Below are 16,816 nucleotides of genomic sequence, written 5' to 3' on the forward strand. Positions count from 1 at the left end.
GGGGGCTGCCCGCTCAGCCAGCCGCAGACCTTGGGAGAACGGAATGCACCAGACACATGACTCCGCGCTGCCCGGTTTCCTGGGGGTGATCGACAGCGCCATCAGCCGCACCGAGTCGTTCCTGCTGGCCGCCGGCGTGCTGCTGATGGCCGCCAATACCGTGGCCAATGTGGTGGGGCGGTTCGTGCTGGGCAATTCCATCTTCTTCTCCGAGGAGCTGAACCGGATCCTGATCATCCTGATCACCTTTGCCGGCATCAGCTATGCGGCGCGCAATGCCCGCCACATCCGGATGTCGGCGGTTTATGACCTGCTGCCGCCGCACCTGCGCAAGGTGATGGTGGTGGTGATTTCGGTGATCACCGCGGGCTTCATGTTCCTGCTGTGCTTTTACGCGGTGAAATACATCGGCTCGCAGGCGTCGCGCGGGCGGGTGCTGCCGGCCTTGCAGATCCCGGTCTGGGTGATCCTGGTCTGGGTGCCTGCGGGGTTCTTCATGACCGGCGCCCAGTACCTGCTGACCGCGGTGCGCAACCTGACGTCCCCCGGCGTCTACCTCTCGACCCATGTGCAGGAGGGGTACGAGGACACGGAAGAAATCGAGATCTGAGGACGGACCCATGGCTGCAACTATTTTCCTGACCATGATTGTCCTGCTGCTGCTGGGCTTTCCGATGATGATCCCGCTGATTGCCGGCGCGTTCATCGGCTTTCTGATGCTGTTCGGCGATCTGGCCCGGACCGAGACCATGGTGCAGCAGATGCTGGCGGGCATCCGGCCCGCGTCGCTGATTGCGGTGCCGATGTTCATCTTTGCCGCCGACATCATGACCCGCGGCCAGTCGGCCGGGCGGCTGATCAATGTGGTGATGGCCTATGTCGGGCACATCCGCGGCGGGCTGGCGATTTCAACCGCAGCCGCCTGCACCATGTTCGGCGCGGTGTCGGGATCGACCCAGGCGACGGTTGTGGCCATCGGCTCGCCGCTCAGGCCGCGGATGCTGAAAGCCGGGTACAAGGACAGCTTTGTGCTGGCCCTGATCGTCAATGCCAGCGACATCGCCTTTCTGATCCCGCCCTCCATCGGGATGATCATCTACGGGGTGGTTTCCAGCACCTCGATTGCCGAGCTGTTCATTGCGGGCATCGGGCCGGGGCTGCTGATCCTGCTGCTGTTTTCCGCCTATGCCTATATCTATGCGGTGCGCAACAATGTGCCGGCAGAGCCCAAGGCCACCTGGGGCGAGCGGTTTCAGACCATGCGGCAGGCGCTGTGGCCGATGGGGTTTCCGGTGATCATCATCGGCGGCATCTATGGCGGCGTGTTCAGCCCGACCGAGGCGGCGGCGGCCTGTGTGCTTTATGCGCTGATCCTGGAGGTGATGGTGTTCCGCTCGATGTCACTGGCGGATGTGTATGAGACCGCCAAGTCGACCGGCCTGATCACCGCCATCGTGTTCATCCTGGTGGGGGCAGGGGCGGCGTTTTCCTGGGTGATCTCCTTCGCGCAGGTGCCGCAGCAGATCCTGGGCGCCATCGGCATTGCCGAGATGGGGGGCATCGGGGTGCTGTTCGTGATCTCCATCGCGTTCTTCATCGGCTGCATGTTCGTTGATCCCATCGTGGTGATCCTGGTGCTGGTGCCGGTGTTTGCGCCGGTGGTGAAATCGGTGGGGCTGGATCCGGTGCTGGTCGGCACCATCATCACGCTGCAGGTCGCCATCGGATCGGCCACGCCGCCGTTCGGCTGCGATATCTTCACCGCCATCGCCGTGTTCAAGCGCCCCTATGCCGAGGTGGTGCGTGGCACGCCGCCGTTCATCCTGATGCTTCTGGGCGTGTCGGTGGCGCTGATCTTCTTCCCGCAGATTGCGCTGTTCCTGCGCGACCTGGCGTTTGCCAAGTAGGGGGCGCGGCGATGTTCACATCAGTTCTGGTGCCCTTTGACGGCTCGCAAGGCGCAGAGGCCGCGCTGGCCAAGGCGGCGGAGCTGGCGCAGCTGTGCGGCGCCGCGCTGACGCTGCTGACGGTCTACCGCCACCATTCGCTGCTGGAGGCCTCGATGCATATGGTGCGCCCCGATCAGCCGGAGGATTTGGACGAGATCATGCGCAGCCGCGCCCGGGAAGTGGCCGAGCGCGGCAAGGCGCTGGCGCGGGCGGGCGGCATCGACGCCCCGCGCGCCTTTGTCAAAGCCGGGCCGGTGGCGCGCACCATCACAAGCTTTGCCGGGGAGCACGAGCATGACCTCATCGTGATCGGCAGCCGCGGCCTTGGCTCTTTGGAGGGCGTCCTGCTGGGCAGTGTCTCCCACAAGGTGACGAGCCTGGCGGAAACCCCGGTTCTTGTTGTTTAGGAAAGCGAAAATGGCTCTTGATATCCATGCCACGCCGTCGCGCGTTGCGGCCCGGCTGGACGACCGCCCGGTGCCCAAGCGGATCGCGCTGATCGCACTGGCGACCGATCACACGTCGGAGCGCGACTTTGCCCGGATCTGCGACCCGGACCGGGTTGGCGTTTATGTGAACCGGATCGAATTCGAGAATCCGACCACCCGGGAAACGCTGCTGCAGACCGGCCCGCGGCTGAGCGCGGCGGCGGCGCAGATCCTTCCGGGGGAAGCGGTGGATGTGGTGGCCTATGGCTGCACCGCGGCCTCGATCGTTCTGGGCAATGAGGCGGTCGCCGGGTATCTCAACGCGGCCAAGCCGGCCACGCCCTGCGTCACCCCCAGCTCTGCCGCGTTTGATGCGTTTCAGGCACTGGGGGCCAGGCGGGTGTCGCTGCTGACCCCCTACAGCCCCGAAGTCACCGATGAGATGGCGCAGTATTTCGACGCGCACGGGCCGGAGGTGGTCAGTGCCGCCTGTTTAGGGCTGACCGACGACCGCCGGATGGCGCGGATTTCCGAGGACAGCATCATCGAGGCCGGGATTGCTGCCTGTGATGCGGGCGCGGAGGCGCTGTTTTTGTCCTGCACCGCGCTGCGGGCCGCGCCGTGCGTGCAGCGGATCGAGGACCGGCTGGGCAAGCCGGTTGTCAGCTCGAACCAGGCGATGGTCTGGCGCTGCCTGCGGCTGGCGGGGATCACGGATGCGGTGCCGGGCTATGGCCGGCTGTTCGAACTCTAATCAGGCAAGACAGGTGCAATGACTGAGAAAATCACCCTTCAGGACAGCTTTCAGGCCCGGGCGCGGATCGCCGGGCGGGTCCGGCAGACGGCGATGGTGCCTTCTCCTGCGCTCAGCGCGCGGTGCGGCGGTGCGGTTTCGCTGAAGCTGGAAAGCAGCCAGATCACCGGCAGTTTCAAGCTGCGCGGCGCCACCAATGCGGTGTTGTCGCTGAGCGGGGAACAGCGCGCGGCGGGGGTCGTTGGCGTCTCCACCGGCAATCACGGGCGCGGGCTGGCCTATGCGGCGGCGCAGGCCGGGGTGCGCTGCATCATCTGCATGTCGGAACTGGTGCCGCAGAACAAGGTCGAGGGCATCAAGTCCCACGGCGCCGAGGTGCGGATCACAGGCCGCTCGCAGGATGATGCGCAGGTGGAGGTCGACCGGCTGGTGGCCGAGGGCATGACCATGCTGCCGCCCTTTGACCACCGCGATATTATCGCGGGGCAAAGCACCGTTGCGCTGGAGATGCTGGAGCAGGCGCCGGATCTGGAAACCGTGCTGGTGCCCTTGTCGGGCGGCGGGCTGATCTCCGGCGTGGCGATGGTGATGAAGGCGGTGAACCCGGCGATCCGGGTGATCGGCGTCAGCATGGCGCGCGGCGCGGCGATGCACGCCAGCCTGCAGGCGGGCAAGCCGGTGCAGGTCGAGGAGCTGCCGACGCTGGCGGATTCCCTGGGCGGCGGCATCGGGCTGGACAATGCTTATACCTTTGAAATGACCAAGGCGCTCGTTGATGATGTGGTGCTGGTCTCCGAGGCGGAGATCGCGGCGGCCATCCGGCACGCCTATTTCGAGGAGCGGCTGGTGATCGAAGGCTCCGGCAGTGTCGGCATTGCCGCCCTGCTGGCGGGCAAGATTGAGCATCCGGGGCGCTGCGCGGTGCTGGTGAGCGGCCAGAACATCGGCATGGATCTGCACAAGCGGATCATTGATGGTGAAGATGCGGATGCGGCGGCAGAGGCCGGGGGAGGTGCCAATGCCTGACATCAGGATTCTGACGGAGGCGGAGCTGCGCGGCCTGGTGCCGCTGGACGGCGATGCGGTGGACTGTGTGGAGCAGGGCTTTACCACGCTGGCGGGCGGCGGGGTGGAGATGCCGCCGATCATGACGCTGCTGGTTCCGGATCACAACGGCGAGGTCTGCGTGAAAACGGCCTATGTGCCGGGGGTCGAGAGCTTTGCCATGAAGATGAGCCCGGGGTTTTTCGATAATCCCAAGCTTGGGCTGCCCAGCACCACCGGGCTGATGGTGGTGTTTTCCAGCCGGACCGGCCTTTTGGAGGCGCTGCTGCTGGACAATGGATACCTGACCGATGTGCGCACCGCCGCCGCCGGAGCGGTTGCGGCGCGCCATCTGGCGCGGGAGGATGCAAGGCGCGTCTGCATCATCGGCGCAGGCGTGCAGGCGCGGATGCAGCTGAAGGCGATGACCCTGGTGCGCGGCGTTGACAGTGCCGTGATCTGGGCGCGGGACACCGCCAAAGCAGAGGCCGCCGCGGCCAGCCTGCGCAGCGAGCTGGGGATTGACGTCACCGCGGCCACTGACGCCGCGGCGGCGGTTTCCTCGGCGGATATTGTCGTCACCACCACGCCCGCACCCGCGCCTGTCATCAAGGCAGATTGGCTGCAGCCCGGCCAGCTGGTGATCGCCATGGGATCGGACCAGGCGCACAAGTGCGAGCTGGAGCCGGCCTGTCTGGCGAAAGCGGATCTTTATGTGCCCGACAGCCAGGCGCAATGCGCCGTCAAGGGCGAGCTGCGCAGCGCTATCGCTGCGGGGCTGATCCCCGAAGACCGACGCTTTGCCGAACTGGGCGGGATCACCGCGGGCAAGGCCGCAGGCCGCCGGTCCGCCAGTGATCTGATCATTGCCGACCTGACCGGCACCGGTGTGCAGGACACCGCCATCGCAACCCTTGCAGGCTCCCGCGCTGAGGCGGCGGGGGCAGGCGCCACTTTCACCAGCTGACCAACCAGGAACCACGCATATGGCAGACCCCAAGCTGTATTTCTCCCGCGCTGAATATCAGGCGCGTCTGGACAAGACCCGGGCCGAAATGTCCCGCCGCGGGCTTGATCTTCTGATCGTCACCGATCCGTCGAACATGAACTGGCTGACCGGCTATGACGGCTGGTCCTTCTATGTGCATCAATGCGTTGTCGTCAGCCTGCACGGCGAGCCGGTCTGGTACGGCCGCGGGCAGGACGCCAATGGCGCCTTGCGCACCTGTTGGATGGATCCGGCCAATATCATTGGCTATCCGGACCATTACGTGCAGTCGACCGAGCGGCACCCGATGGACTATCTGTCGGCGCAGCTTACGGACCGCGGGCTGGACGGCGGCGTGATCGGCGTTGAGATGGACAATTACTATTTCACCACCGCCGCCTATGCATCGCTGCAGAAGCACCTGCCGGATGCGCGGTTCGGCGATGCCAACGTGCTGGTCAACTGGCAGCGGGCGGTGAAGTCCGAGGCCGAGCTGGCCTATTTGCGGCAGGCGGGCAAGATCGTGGAGCGGATGCACCAGCGGATTTTTGAGCGTGTCGAGCCGGGGATGCGCAAATGCGATCTGGTGGCGGAAATCTATGACGCTGGGCTGCGCTATGACGCGGACTTGGGCTTTGGCGGCGATTACCCGGCCATTGTGCCGCTGCTGCCCTCCGGTTCCGACGCCGCCGCGCCGCATCTGACCTGGGACGATCTGCCGATGAAATCCGGCGAGGGCACGTTTTTTGAGATCGCGGGCGTGGTGCACCGCTATCACTGCCCGCTGTCGCGCACCGTGTTCCTGGGTAAACCGACGCAGACCTTCCTGGATGCGGAGAAGGCGGTGCTGGAGGGCATGGAGGCGGGCCTCGAGATGGCCAAGGCCGGGAACACCTGCGAGGACATCGCCAAGGCGTTTTTCAAGGTGCTGAAGACCTACGGAATCGAAAAGGACAACCGCACCGGCTATCCGATCGGCGTTTCCTACCCGCCGGACTGGGGCGAGCGCACCATGTCGCTGCGGGCGGGTGACACCACTGTGCTGCAGGAAAACATGACCTTCCACTTCATGACCGGCCTCTGGATGGAGGACTGGGGCTTTGAAATCACCGAAAGCATCCGCATCGGGGAAAACGGGCCGGAGTGCCTGTCCGATGTGCCGCGCAAGATGTTCGTGAAGGACTGAGCCATGAAGCCAAATCCGATTTCCCCCACCATCCCGCTGGACCGGGACGGGGTGCACCATGGCTATCTGAAGCTGCCCTACAGCCGCGATGACTCGGCCTGGGGTTCGGTGATGATCCCGCTGACGGTGATCAAGAACGGCGAGGGGCCGACGGCGTTGCTCACAGGGGCCAACCACGGCGATGAATACGAAGGCCCGATTGCCCTGCAGGAGCTGGCCGCCACTACCCGCGCCGAAGATGTGACCGGCCGGCTGATCATCGTGCCGGCTTTCAATTACCCGGCGTTCCGGGCGGGCACCCGCACCTCACCCATCGACAGGGGCAACCTGAACCGCGCGTTCCCGGGCCGCCCGGACGGCACCGTGACCGAGAAGATTGCCGACTACTTCCAGCGCACGCTCTTGCCGATGGCGGATCTGGCGGTGGATTTCCACTCCGGCGGCAAGACGCTGGATTTCGTGCCCTTCGCCGCCGCGCATATCCTGGAGGACAAGGACACGCAGGAGGCCTGTTTTGCCGCGATGAAGGCGTTCAACGCGCCCTATTCGGTGGAGCTGTTGGAGATCGACAGCGCGGGCATGTACGACACCGCGGTGGAGCAGATGGGCAAGGTGCTGGTCACCACGGAACTGGGCGGCGGCGGATCGTCCACCGCGCGGGGCAATGCGATTGCCAAGAAGGGGCTGCGCAATGTGCTGATCCATGCGGGCATCCTGCACGGGCAGATGCAGATGGACGAAACCTTCCGCCTCTCGATGCCGGACGATGACTGTTTCCTGTTCAGCGAGGGCGACGGGCTGTTTGAGATCATGGCCGATCTGGGCGCACCGGTGGCCAAGGGCGACCTGCTGGCGCGGGTCTGGCCGCTGGACCGCACCGGCCAGCCGCCGGTGGAATACCGCGCGCGGCGCGCGGGGCTGGTGATCAGCCGCCACTTCCCCGGCCTGATCAAATCCGGCGACTGCGTGGCGGTTGTCGGCGTCTCCGGCGGCTGATAGGGCGGAAGGCATGCAACTGGACCAGCGCGACCTCGACATTCTGCGCGTGCTCTCCACCGAGGGGCGCATCACTAAGGCCGCGCTGGCCGACCGGATCGGCCTGTCGCCGACGCCCTGCTGGGACCGGCTGAAGAAGCTGGAGCAGGCGGGGCTGATCGAGGGCTACGGCGCCCGCATCAACCTGCGCAAGCTGGCGCCGCATGTGACGGTGTTTGTCGCGGCGGAAATCGCCGACCACACCGCCGCCAGCTTCCGCGCGTTTGAGGCGGCGATGCAGCGCTATGACGAGGTCACCGCCTGCTGGGCGCTGGGGGGCGGGTTCGACTACCTCTTGCAGATCGTCACCCGCGACATCGACGCCTATCAGCGGCTGATCGACGAGATGCTGGACGCCCGCATCGGCCTGTCGCGCTATTTCACCTATGTGGTGACAAAGCCGGTGAAGGGCGCGGGCGCGCCGCCGCTCGATGTTCTGCTGGGGCAGGGGTGAACCCCGCGCCAAAGCACCTGCCTGGCAGCTGTTTCTTCTGCACCGCGCCTGAACTTCAGTCACTTCCTCTGCTGCGGACAGGCACACTCCTCTGCAAGACGTGAGGAGGACAATCATGACAGAGACCGCTCTCTCTGCCCGTGCGGACATTGCCGACAAGGCTCTGGTGCGCTCTTTTTCCTACATCGGCGGCAAGTGGCGCGCTGCGGGCAATGGCGAGACCTTTCCGGTCAGCGACCCGGCCGATGGCACCGAGCTGGGCCATGTGGCGAGCCTGACGGCAGAGGACTCCTCTGCCGCGGTGGATGCGGCGCAGGCGGCGTTTGCGGGTTGGGCAGGGCTGCTGCCGCAACAGCGCGCGGCGATTCTGCGGCGCTGGTATGCGCTGCAGCTGCAGCACAAGGAAGACCTCGCCCGCATCATGGTGCTGGAACAGGGCAAGCCGCTGTCGGAGGCGCGCGGCGAGATTGATTACGGCGCGGCCTTTGTGGAGTTCTATGCCGAGGAGGCCAAGCGCCCGAATATCGAAGGCGTCACCAGCCACTTGCCGGACGCCGAGGTCGAGCTGTGGCGCGAGCCGGTGGGGGTGGCGGCGCTGATCACGCCGTGGAACTTCCCCTCGGCGATGCTGACGCGCAAGGCGGCGGCGGCGCTGGCCGCGGGCTGCACCGTGGTGGCGCACCCCTCCGCTGAAACTCCGTTCAGTGCGCTGGCGCTGGCGGAGCTGGCAGAGCGCGCGGGCTTTCCGCCGGGGGTGTTCAACGTGGTGACGGGCAAGGCCGCCACCGTGGTGGAGCCCTGGACCGCTGACCCGCGGGTGCGGGCGCTGTCCTTCACCGGCTCCACCGAAGTGGGCAAGCTTTTGTACCGCCAGTCCGCCGGGACGGTAAAACGGCTGGTGATGGAGCTGGGCGGCCATGCGCCGGTGATCGTCTTCAAGGGCTGCGATCTGGACAAGGCCGTCCGCGAAACCATCAAGGCGAAATTCGCCACCTCCGGGCAGGATTGCCTGGGCGCCAACCGGATTTTTGTCGAGCGGGCGGTGTATGCCGAGTTCTGCACCAGGTTTACCAAGGCCGCGCAGGCGCTGACCCTCGGGCGGGGGATGGAGGATTGCGACCTCGGCCCGCTGATGAATGAAAAGGCGGTGCAGAAGCAGGAGGCGCATGTGGCGGACGCGCTGGCCAAGGGCGCAACGCTGGCCTGCGGCGGCAGGCGGCATCCGCTGGGGCCGCTGTTTTTTGAACCAACCGTGCTGACCGATGTGCCGGCGGAGGCGCTGATCATGTCGGAGGAGACCTTTGGCCCGGTGGCCCCTATCACCCCCTTTGACACCGAGGAGGAGGTGGTGGCGCGCGCCAATGACAGCGAATACGGGCTGGTGGCCTATGTCCACAGCCACGATCCGCGGCGCATCTACCGCCTCAGCCGGGCGCTGCAATACGGCATGGTGGCGGTGAACCGCACCAAGGTGACCGGCGCGCCGATCCCGTTTGGCGGCACCAAACAATCCGGCCTGGGCCGTGAAGGCGCGCGGCTGGGGATGGAGGAATTCACCGAGGTCAAATATGTCTGCCGCGACTGGGCGTGACAGACAAAAATCTTCGAAGATTTTTGCCAAGAATTTTCAAAAATTCTTGGCCGCAGAACGCAAATGGAAGGAAAATCCGATGCTGAAGAACGACCAGCTTGACCAGTGGGACCGCGAGAACTTCTTTCACCCCTCCACCCATCTGGCCCAGCACGCCCGCGGCGAAAGCCCGAACCGGGTCATCAAGACCGCCTCCGGCGTGTTCATCGAGGACCGCGACGGCAACAAGCTGCTGGATGCCTTTGCCGGGCTTTATTGCGTGAACGCGGGCTATGGCCGCCAGGAAATTGCCGAGGCCATCGCAGATCAGGCGCGGGAGCTGGCCTATTACCATTCCTATGTAGGGCATGGCACCGAGGCCTCGATCACGCTGGCCAAGATGATCCTGGACCGGGCGCCTGCGAACATGTCCAAGGTCTACTTCGGCCTCGGCGGCTCGGACGCGAATGAGACCAACGTTAAGCTGATCTGGTATTACAACAATATCCTGGGGCGGCCGGAGAAGAAAAAGATCATCTCCCGCTGGCGCGGCTACCACGGGTCCGGGCTGGTTACCGGCTCGCTGACCGGGCTGGAGCTGTTTCACAAGAAGTTCGATCTGCCGGTGGACCAGGTCATTCACACCGAGGCGCCTTACTATTACCGCCGTGCGGATCTGGACCAGAGCGAGGAACAGTTCGTGGCCCATTGCGCCGCCGAGCTGGAAGCGCTGATCGAGCGCGAGGGCGCGGATACCATCGCGGCCTTCATCGGCGAGCCGGTGCTGGGCACCGGCGGCATCGTGCCGCCGCCCGCGGGGTACTGGGAGGCCATTCAGGCCGTGCTGAGGAAGCATGACATTCTGCTGGTGGCCGATGAGGTTGTGACCGGGTTCGGGCGTCTCGGCTCCATGTTCGGCTCGGACCATTACGGGATCGAGGCGGATATCATCACCATCGCCAAGGGCCTCACCTCGGCCTATGCGCCGCTGAGTGGCTCCATCGTCTCGGACAAGGTGTGGAAGGTGCTGGAGAAGGGCACCGACGAGAACGGCCCGATCGGCCATGGCTGGACCTATTCGGCGCACCCGATCGGGGCGGCGGCGGGGGTTGCGAACCTCAAGCTGATCGATGAGCTGAACCTTGTCAGCAATGCCGGTGAGGTGGGGGCCTATCTGAACGCCACCATGGCAGAGGCGCTGGCGGGCCATGCCCATGTGGGCGATGTGCGCGGCGAGGGGATGCTGTGCGCGATGGAGTTCGTGAAGGACAAGGACAGCCGCACGTTCTTTGATGCCGCCGACAAGATCGGGCCGCAGATCTCGGCCAAGCTGCTGGAGCAGGACAAGGTGATCGCGCGGGCCATGCCGCAGGGCGATATCCTGGGCTTTGCGCCGCCGTTCTGCCTGACGCGGGCAGAGGCCGATCAGGTGGTTGCGGCCACTGTGCGGGCGGTTCAGGCCGTGCTGGGCTGACCCTGCCGCAACAGGGCTGCGTCCCGGCCTGCGCCGGGGCGCGGATCAGCTGCCGATCAGGCGGGCGCTGGTGTCCTCTGCCGTGTCGCCCTCTGCCATGCGGGCAAAGGCCTGGCGCCAGCCCTCGGCCAGTTCGGGCAATTGCGCCAGTGCCGCGGCCTCCTGCGCGGTGGCCTTGCAGCTGAGGCGGAGGCGGGTGACGCGCGCGACGCTCCAGTCCGGGTGCAGGCGTTCGATCAGGGTGATGGCGCTGCCGGCCTCGGCCTGGCCCGTTTCAAGAACGCGATAGTAGCAGCCGGTGCGGCCGGTTTTCTGGAACAGATAGGCCATCTTGGGGTTGCCGGTGTGCTGGCTGACCTTCCAGCAGGGCTGGCGGCCCTGGCGGATCTGCACCACCGCCGTGCCCAGCCGCAGGATGTCGCCGATGCAGAGATTGGTCTCTGTCATTCCCAGCGCCGCGATGTTTTCGCCAAAGGCGGCGGGAACGGTGCCCTCCGGAATCTGGCCCTCGGCCATCCACTGCGGATAGTGGTCCGACGGGTAATGGTGGATCGCCTTGTCGGGGCCGCCGTGATTTTGCGGGTCGGCCTGGGCGTCGCCGGTGAAGCCCAGTTCGGAGATCTGCTGCAGACCGTCCGCGCGGGTCTTGCCGATGGCGGAAGGCGGGCGGCCGGGCCAGCGCGCGGCAACAGAGCCGAGGAACAGCCCGGCGATGCGGGACGCGGGGGGCGTTGGGGTCATGCGGGCACCTGTTCGTGGCAGATCTTGCGGGTGTCTTCGGGCGACAGCGGCTCCGCCAGCAGACGGCAGAAGCCGCCCGGTCCGTCCGGCGCGAAATGCCTGCAGGCGCGGCAGAGACCGAACGGCTGGCCGCCGTTTTGCGCGATCATGCGGCCCAGGATCTGTTCCAGCGCCGCCTGCAGCGCGGTCCGGTCCGCCGGGGGCAGGGCCGCCGCGGCGTCTGCCAGGGCACGGGGCAGGGCGGTCGCCTCTGCGCCGCTGGCGGTCAGGGCAAAGCGGATCACCCGCTTGTCGGTGTCGCAGCGCTCCTCCTCAACATAGCCCTTCTGCGCCAGTGCCTTGAGCGTTTGCGAGACGGTGCCGCGGGTGCTGCCAAGGTAGGCGGCCACATGCGAGGGGCTGCGGGAAAACCGGTTGGCGCGGGAGAGATAGTCCAGCGCCGCCCGCTGCGCCGGGTTCAGCTCAGCCGCCCAGCTTTCGCCGGCGTCGAGGCGGGCGAGGCGGCTGATCAGCTCGGGGATGCGGGCGGTGTGATCCATCCGCAATAGATAGCGAGTCGAAATGAATTGCGCAAGCCAGCCACTGCCGCACCGGCCTAGCGGGTGTGCCGGAAGGGTTGAGGCAGATCATTTCCGGTCCGCAGCCGCGTGTGGCAGACTGCGCCGGGAGAGGAGGGCGGCTGTGGCGGATCCTGTCTTTACCATGAAGGGTGTGACCAAGGTTTATGACACCGGCGGCGCCAAGGTGCATGCGCTGGCGGGCGTCGATCTGGAGCTGCCCGGCGGCGAGCTGGCGGTGCTGCTGGGTCCCTCCGGCAGCGGCAAGTCGACCTTGCTGAACATCCTGGGCGGGCTGGACCATGTGACGGACGGGCGGGTCTGGTTCCGCGATCTGGAACTGACCGCGATGCGCGACCGGGAGCTGACCCGCTACCGGCGCGACCATGTCGGGTTCATCTTTCAGTTCTACAATCTGGTGCCCAGCCTGACCGCGCGCGAGAACGTGCAACTGGTCACCGATGTGGCGCGCGATCCGATGCCCGCCGCCGAGGCGCTGGAGCTGGTGGGGCTGGGCCACCGGATGGACCACTTCCCGGCGGAGATGTCGGGCGGCGAGCAGCAGCGGGTGGCGATTGCCCGCGCCATTGCCAAGCGCCCCGGGGTGCTGCTGTGCGACGAGCCGACCGGCGCGCTGGACAGCAAGACCGGCATTCAGGTGCTGGAGGCGCTGCACCAGATCAACCGCGATTTCGGCACCGCAACGGTGGTGATCACCCATAACGCCGACATCCAGAAGATCGCGCACCGGGTGATCTACTTCCAGGACGGGCGAATCAGCCGCATCCAGGAAAACATCGAGCGGCTGGCGCCCGCGGACATCAGCTGGTGAGCCATGCAAGCGCTGGACCGGAAACTGCTGCGGGATTTCAAACGGCTCTGGGTGCAGGCGCTGGCGATTGCCATGGTGCTGGCCTGCGGGGTTTCGATCCTGCTGACGGCGGTGGGCATGTACCAGGCGCTGCAGGGCACGCAGGAGGCCTATTACGGGCGCAACCGGTTTGCCGATGTCTTTGCCACCGCCCGGCGGGCGCCGGTCAGCCTGCTGCCGGAGATTGCCGCGGTGGAGGGGGTGCTGGCGCTGGAGGCGCGGGTCAGCGGTTTTGCCAACCTCGACATGCCGGGACGGGCCAAGGGTGCGGTGGGGCGCATCCTGTCGCTGCCGGAGAGCGGCCCGCCGCAGCTGAACCTGCCGGTGCTGCGCAGCGGCCACTGGCCGCAGCTGCCGGGGGAGGTTGCGGTGAACGCGCCCTTTGCGCTGGCCAACGGGCTGGTGCCGGGGGACCGGTTCCTGGCCACTCTCGACGGCCGCCAGCGGCAGCTGACGGTGACCGGCACCGCGCTGTCGCCGGAGTTCATCTATACGCTGGGGCCCGGTGCGCTGATGCCCGACAACCTGTCCTTTGGCGTCCTATGGATGCTGCGGGAGGAGGCGGAGGCCGCCTATGACATGGCGGGCGCCTTCAATGACCTGACGCTGAAGACCGCGCGCGGGGTGCAGGAAGAGGAGGTGATCGCGCGGCTGGATGAGCTGCTGGAGCCTTATGGCGGACAGGGGGCCGTGGGGCGGGCGCAGCACAGCTCGCACGCCATTGTCGATGCGGAGATCAGCCAGATGAAAGGCACCGCGATGGTGCTGCCACCGATCTTCTTTGGCATCTCGGCGTTTCTGGTCAGCATGGTGATGAGCCGGATCGTGGCGCTGGAGCGCAGCGAGATCGGCTTGCTGAAGGCGGTGGGCTATTCCGATGCGGAGGTCTGCCTGCACTACCTGATGCTGGCGGCGCTGGTGGCGCTGGCGGGGATTGCGATCGGCTGGGCCGCGGGCACCTGGCTGGCGCAGCTGCTGGCCCGCCAGTATGCCTTCTACTTTGACTTTCCGTTCCTGATCTACCGGGTGTCGCCCTGGGCCTATGCGCTGTCGGCGCTGGCGGCGCTGCTGACCACCACCGCAGGGGCGGCGCGCGCGGCGCTGCGGGCGGCGCGGCTGGCGCCGGCGGTGGCGATGCAGCCGCCCGCGCCGCCGCGGTTCAAGCATTCGGCGGCGGACCGGCTGATGCGGCGCCTGCGGCTGTCGCAGCCTGTCATCATGATCCTGCGCAGCTTGCTGCGCTGGCCGCTGCGCAGCGCGATGACGGGGCTGGGGCTGGCGCTGGCGGTGGCATCTGTGGTGGCCTCGTCCTTCTTTGCGGATGCGCTGGATGAGATCATGGACACGGCGTTTTACCAGAGCAACCGGCAGGATGCGGTGGTGATGTTCACCGATGATCAGCCGGAAAGGGTGCTGGAGGAGATCCGCGCCCTGCCCGGTGTTCTGCAGGCGGAGGGGCAGCAGTATGCGGCGGCCATCCTGCGGCACGGGCCGCGGATGAAGCGGGTGACGATCGAGGCGCGGGTGCCGGACCCGGATCTGAGCCGGGTGGTGGCCAGCGACGGCAGCGTCGCCAATGCAGGCCCCGGCGGCATCCTGCTGAGCGAGCGGCTGGCGGAGCAGCTGGGCGCGGTGCCGGGAACGCTGGTGGAGGTGCAGTTCACCAGCGGGCGGCGCGAGACCCGGCAGCTGCCGGTCACCGGCACGGTCAAGCAGTATTTCGGGCTGGGTGCCTATATGGATCACGCCAGCCTGAACGCGCTGTTCCGGCAGGCGCCGCAGTATTCCGCCGCCAGCATCGCCATCGACCCCAGCCGCCAAGACGCGCTGTTCACCCGGCTGAAGGCGCTGCCCGCAGTGGCCGGGGTGCCTGTGATGACGGACATGCGCCGGTCGTTCCGGGAGGTCATCGCGCAGCAGGTGATTGTGATGAACATGGTCTACATCACCATTGCGGTGCTGATCACCATCGGCGTCGCCTACAATGGCGCCCGCATCCAGCTGTCGGAGCGCGCCCGCGAGCTGGCCAGCCTGCGCATTCTGGGGTTCTCGCGCCGCGAAGTGTCTTTCATCCTGGCGGGGGAGATGATGCTGCTGGCGGTCCTGGCGCAGCCGCCGGGCTGGCTGATCGGTGCGGCGATCGCGCGGCTGGCGGTGGAGAACTTTTCCAGCGACGTTTACACCATCCCGCTGGTGCTGGAGCCTGCCGCCTTTGCCGGCGCCAGCCTGATCGTGCTGGCGGCGGCGCTGTGCTCGGTGCTGATTGTGAGGCGGCGGCTGGACCGGATGGACCTTGTGGCAGTGATGAAAACCAGGGAGTGACCCGATGCATCTGAACCTGCGCAGCCTGCTTTTGTACGTGACCGGCGGCGGTGTGCTGGCGGCGCTGCTCTATGTGGCGTTCCGCGAGGAGCCGGTGGCGGTGGACCTGCATGAGGTAACGCGCGGCCGGATGGAGATCACCATTGATGCCGATGGCGAAACCCGGGTCCGCGACCTGTTCGAGGTGGCGGCGCCGATTGCGGGCACTGCGCGGCGGTCGCCGGTGCGGGCGGGGGACCGGGTGACAGCGGGCGAAACCCTGGTCGCCATTGTCGAGCCTGCGCGGCCGCATCTGCTGGATGCGCGCACCCGGGCGCAGGCGCAGGCAACGCTGCGGGAGGCGCAGGCGGCGCTGCATGTGGCGCGCGCTGATCTGCAGAAGGCCATCGAGGACCGCATCCTGGCGCAAAGCCAGTTTGAGCGGGTGAAGGCGCTGGCGGAGCGCAATGTCGCCTCGCTGACGCGGCTGGAGGACGCCACCCAGCGGCTGGCGGTGGCCGCCGCGGGGGAGGAGGCGGCGAGCGCAAGGGTGGACATGTCGCAAAGCACCCTGGCGCGGGCGCAGGCGGCGCTGATCCTGCCCGAAGCGGGGGCGGAAGTGCCGGACAGCTGCTGCATCCGCATCACCGCGCCGGCGGACGGGGTGGTGCTGTCGGTGGTCACCATCAGCGAACGCCCGGTGCTGCCGGGGGATCTGCTGGTCACCATCGGCGATCCGCAGGATCTGGAGCTGGTGGCCGATCTCTTGTCCTCGGACGCGGTGCGGCTGGCGCCGGGCGCCCGCGCCAGCATCGAACGCTGGGGCGGGCCTGGACCGCTGGAGGCGGTGCTGAACCGGATCGAGCCGGTGGCGCGCACCAAGGTTTCGGCGCTCGGGATCGAGGAGCAGCGGGTGGATGTGTTCTTTGACCTGGTGACACCGAAGGCGCAGCGCACCAGCCTGGGCGAGGGGTTTTCGGTCTTTGCCCGCATCATCGAATGGGAGGCGGAGGACGTGCTGCGGATCCCGGTCAGCGCGCTGTTCCGGGACGGCGGCGGCTGGGCGGCCTTTGTGGCGGCGGACGGGCGCGCCGCGGTGCGCCCGCTGACGCTGGGGCGGCGCAACGGCCAGGTGGCTGAGGTTCTGGCGGGGCTGGAGCCGGGCGAGCGGGTGGTCCTGCACCCAGGCGAGGCGGTCGCGGACGGGGTTCTGATCACCGAGCGCTGAGGCCGGCTGCCGGGCGACACATAGCTTTGCCATTTGCGGCAGAACCGTTCCTTTTTCCGTGTCTCCAATATCCCCGCTCGCGCCTCCTGTTCCGCCAGTGGCGAAGCCTTCCCTGATTTTGACTTCGGAAGACCTCGTGTCTTCCGGAGGGCAAAGCAGGGTGGGCGCAGCCCGGACTGCGGCCGGACGGTGATCTGACACCCGCGAAATGACAGGATGCGCCGGAGCGGTGAAAT

16 protein-coding genes are annotated in these 16,816 nt (G+C 66.8%); 14 read left to right on the forward strand and 2 right to left on the reverse strand.

What is annotated here, in order from left to right:
* Window positions 1-43: 43 nt before the first annotated feature.
* From PHA8399_RS08415 to PHA8399_RS08465, 11 genes are all read left to right on the forward strand, one after another.
* Window positions 44-610, forward strand: coding sequence for a TRAP transporter small permease (locus tag PHA8399_RS08415; RefSeq protein ID WP_058285706.1), 567 nt, complete (start codon window positions 44-46; stop codon window positions 608-610).
* A gap of 10 nt (window positions 611-620) precedes the next feature.
* Window positions 621-1,907, forward strand: a complete 1,287-nt coding sequence (locus PHA8399_RS08420) for a TRAP transporter large permease (RefSeq protein WP_058285707.1) — start codon at window positions 621-623, stop codon at window positions 1,905-1,907.
* Between the two features lie 11 nt (window positions 1,908-1,918).
* Window positions 1,919-2,356, forward strand: coding sequence for a universal stress protein (locus tag PHA8399_RS08425; protein ID WP_058285708.1), 438 nt, complete (start codon window positions 1,919-1,921; stop codon window positions 2,354-2,356).
* A gap of 10 nt (window positions 2,357-2,366) precedes the next feature.
* Window positions 2,367-3,131: an ectoine utilization protein EutA gene (gene eutA, locus PHA8399_RS08430; RefSeq protein ID WP_058285709.1), complete on the forward strand. Its 765-nt coding sequence runs from the start codon at window positions 2,367-2,369 to the stop codon at window positions 3,129-3,131.
* Between the two features lie 18 nt (window positions 3,132-3,149).
* Window positions 3,150-4,157, forward strand: coding sequence for a hydroxyectoine utilization dehydratase EutB (gene eutB, locus PHA8399_RS08435; protein WP_058285710.1), 1,008 nt, complete (start codon window positions 3,150-3,152; stop codon window positions 4,155-4,157).
* Window positions 4,150-5,142 carry an ectoine utilization protein EutC gene (eutC, locus tag PHA8399_RS08440; RefSeq protein ID WP_058285711.1) on the forward strand — a complete coding sequence of 331 codons (993 nt, stop codon included), beginning with the start codon at window positions 4,150-4,152 and terminating at the stop codon, window positions 5,140-5,142. Before eutB ends, eutC begins: the two co-directional genes overlap by 8 nt.
* Before the next feature lie 19 nt (window positions 5,143-5,161).
* On the forward strand, window positions 5,162-6,349 hold the full coding sequence (gene doeA, locus PHA8399_RS08445) for an ectoine hydrolase DoeA (RefSeq protein ID WP_058285712.1): 1,188 nt from the start codon (window positions 5,162-5,164) through the stop codon (window positions 6,347-6,349).
* A 3-nt stretch (window positions 6,350-6,352) separates the two neighbouring features.
* Window positions 6,353-7,345 carry a N(2)-acetyl-L-2,4-diaminobutanoate deacetylase DoeB gene (gene doeB, locus PHA8399_RS08450; RefSeq protein WP_058285713.1) on the forward strand — a complete coding sequence of 331 codons (993 nt, stop codon included), beginning with the start codon at window positions 6,353-6,355 and terminating at the stop codon, window positions 7,343-7,345.
* Window positions 7,346-7,358: 13 nt separating this feature from the next.
* The gene (locus tag PHA8399_RS08455) at window positions 7,359-7,838 is read left to right on the forward strand and encodes an Lrp/AsnC family transcriptional regulator (protein ID WP_027234599.1); all 480 of its coding nucleotides are present in this window, start codon (window positions 7,359-7,361) and stop codon (window positions 7,836-7,838) included.
* Window positions 7,839-7,953: 115 nt separating this feature from the next.
* Window positions 7,954-9,429 carry an NAD-dependent succinate-semialdehyde dehydrogenase gene (locus PHA8399_RS08460; protein WP_058285714.1) on the forward strand — a complete coding sequence of 492 codons (1,476 nt, stop codon included), beginning with the start codon at window positions 7,954-7,956 and terminating at the stop codon, window positions 9,427-9,429.
* Between the two features lie 79 nt (window positions 9,430-9,508).
* Window positions 9,509-10,882: an aspartate aminotransferase family protein gene (locus PHA8399_RS08465; RefSeq protein WP_058285727.1), complete on the forward strand. Its 1,374-nt coding sequence runs from the start codon at window positions 9,509-9,511 to the stop codon at window positions 10,880-10,882.
* Between the two features lie 45 nt (window positions 10,883-10,927).
* On the opposite strand, the gene PHA8399_RS08470 is transcribed toward PHA8399_RS08465, so the two are convergent.
* Together PHA8399_RS08470 and PHA8399_RS08475 are read right to left on the reverse strand one after the other, a co-directional pair.
* On the reverse strand, window positions 10,928-11,623 hold the full coding sequence (locus PHA8399_RS08470) for an MOSC domain-containing protein (RefSeq protein ID WP_058285715.1): 696 nt from the start codon (window positions 11,621-11,623) through the stop codon (window positions 10,928-10,930).
* Window positions 11,620-12,162, reverse strand: a complete 543-nt coding sequence (locus PHA8399_RS08475) for a MarR family winged helix-turn-helix transcriptional regulator (protein ID WP_058285716.1) — start codon at window positions 12,160-12,162, stop codon at window positions 11,620-11,622. Before PHA8399_RS08475 ends, PHA8399_RS08470 begins: the two co-directional genes overlap by 4 nt.
* A gap of 142 nt (window positions 12,163-12,304) precedes the next feature.
* On the opposite strand from PHA8399_RS08475, the gene PHA8399_RS08480 reads away from it, so the two are divergent.
* From PHA8399_RS08480 to PHA8399_RS08490, 3 genes are read left to right on the forward strand one after another with little or no spacing between them, the layout of a single operon-like run.
* Window positions 12,305-13,012 carry an ABC transporter ATP-binding protein gene (locus PHA8399_RS08480; RefSeq protein WP_058285717.1) on the forward strand — a complete coding sequence of 236 codons (708 nt, stop codon included), beginning with the start codon at window positions 12,305-12,307 and terminating at the stop codon, window positions 13,010-13,012.
* Between the two features lie 3 nt (window positions 13,013-13,015).
* On the forward strand, window positions 13,016-15,373 hold the full coding sequence (locus tag PHA8399_RS08485; RefSeq protein ID WP_058285718.1) for an ABC transporter permease: 2,358 nt from the start codon (window positions 13,016-13,018) through the stop codon (window positions 15,371-15,373).
* A gap of 4 nt (window positions 15,374-15,377) precedes the next feature.
* A complete protein-coding gene (locus PHA8399_RS08490) occupies window positions 15,378-16,580 on the forward strand; it encodes an efflux RND transporter periplasmic adaptor subunit (protein WP_058285719.1) in 1,203 nt (400 codons plus the stop codon).
* Window positions 16,581-16,816 lie beyond the last annotated feature (236 nt).

The organism is Leisingera aquaemixtae (genome assembly GCF_001458395.1).
Classification (GTDB): Bacteria; Pseudomonadota; Alphaproteobacteria; order Rhodobacterales; family Rhodobacteraceae; genus Leisingera; species Leisingera aquaemixtae.

Coding starts and splice junctions, on each gene's coding strand:
- doeA (WP_058285712.1), top strand. CDS start 5,162: ATGGCAGACCCCAAGCTGTATTTCTCCCGCGCTGAATATCAGGCGCGT.
- PHA8399_RS08470 (WP_058285715.1), bottom strand. CDS start 11,623: ATGACCCCAACGCCCCCCGCGTCCCGCATCGCCGGGCTGTTCCTCGGC.
- PHA8399_RS08425 (WP_058285708.1), top strand. CDS start 1,919: ATGTTCACATCAGTTCTGGTGCCCTTTGACGGCTCGCAAGGCGCAGAG.
- PHA8399_RS08415 (WP_058285706.1), top strand. CDS start 44: ATGCACCAGACACATGACTCCGCGCTGCCCGGTTTCCTGGGGGTGATC.
- PHA8399_RS08420 (WP_058285707.1), top strand. CDS start 621: ATGGCTGCAACTATTTTCCTGACCATGATTGTCCTGCTGCTGCTGGGC.
- PHA8399_RS08460 (WP_058285714.1), top strand. CDS start 7,954: ATGACAGAGACCGCTCTCTCTGCCCGTGCGGACATTGCCGACAAGGCT.
- doeB (WP_058285713.1), top strand. CDS start 6,353: ATGAAGCCAAATCCGATTTCCCCCACCATCCCGCTGGACCGGGACGGG.
- eutC (WP_058285711.1), top strand. CDS start 4,150: ATGCCTGACATCAGGATTCTGACGGAGGCGGAGCTGCGCGGCCTGGTG.
- eutB (WP_058285710.1), top strand. CDS start 3,150: ATGACTGAGAAAATCACCCTTCAGGACAGCTTTCAGGCCCGGGCGCGG.
- PHA8399_RS08485 (WP_058285718.1), top strand. CDS start 13,016: ATGCAAGCGCTGGACCGGAAACTGCTGCGGGATTTCAAACGGCTCTGG.
- PHA8399_RS08490 (WP_058285719.1), top strand. CDS start 15,378: ATGCATCTGAACCTGCGCAGCCTGCTTTTGTACGTGACCGGCGGCGGT.
- PHA8399_RS08455 (WP_027234599.1), top strand. CDS start 7,359: ATGCAACTGGACCAGCGCGACCTCGACATTCTGCGCGTGCTCTCCACC.
- PHA8399_RS08475 (WP_058285716.1), bottom strand. CDS start 12,162: ATGGATCACACCGCCCGCATCCCCGAGCTGATCAGCCGCCTCGCCCGC.
- eutA (WP_058285709.1), top strand. CDS start 2,367: ATGGCTCTTGATATCCATGCCACGCCGTCGCGCGTTGCGGCCCGGCTG.
- PHA8399_RS08465 (WP_058285727.1), top strand. CDS start 9,509: ATGCTGAAGAACGACCAGCTTGACCAGTGGGACCGCGAGAACTTCTTT.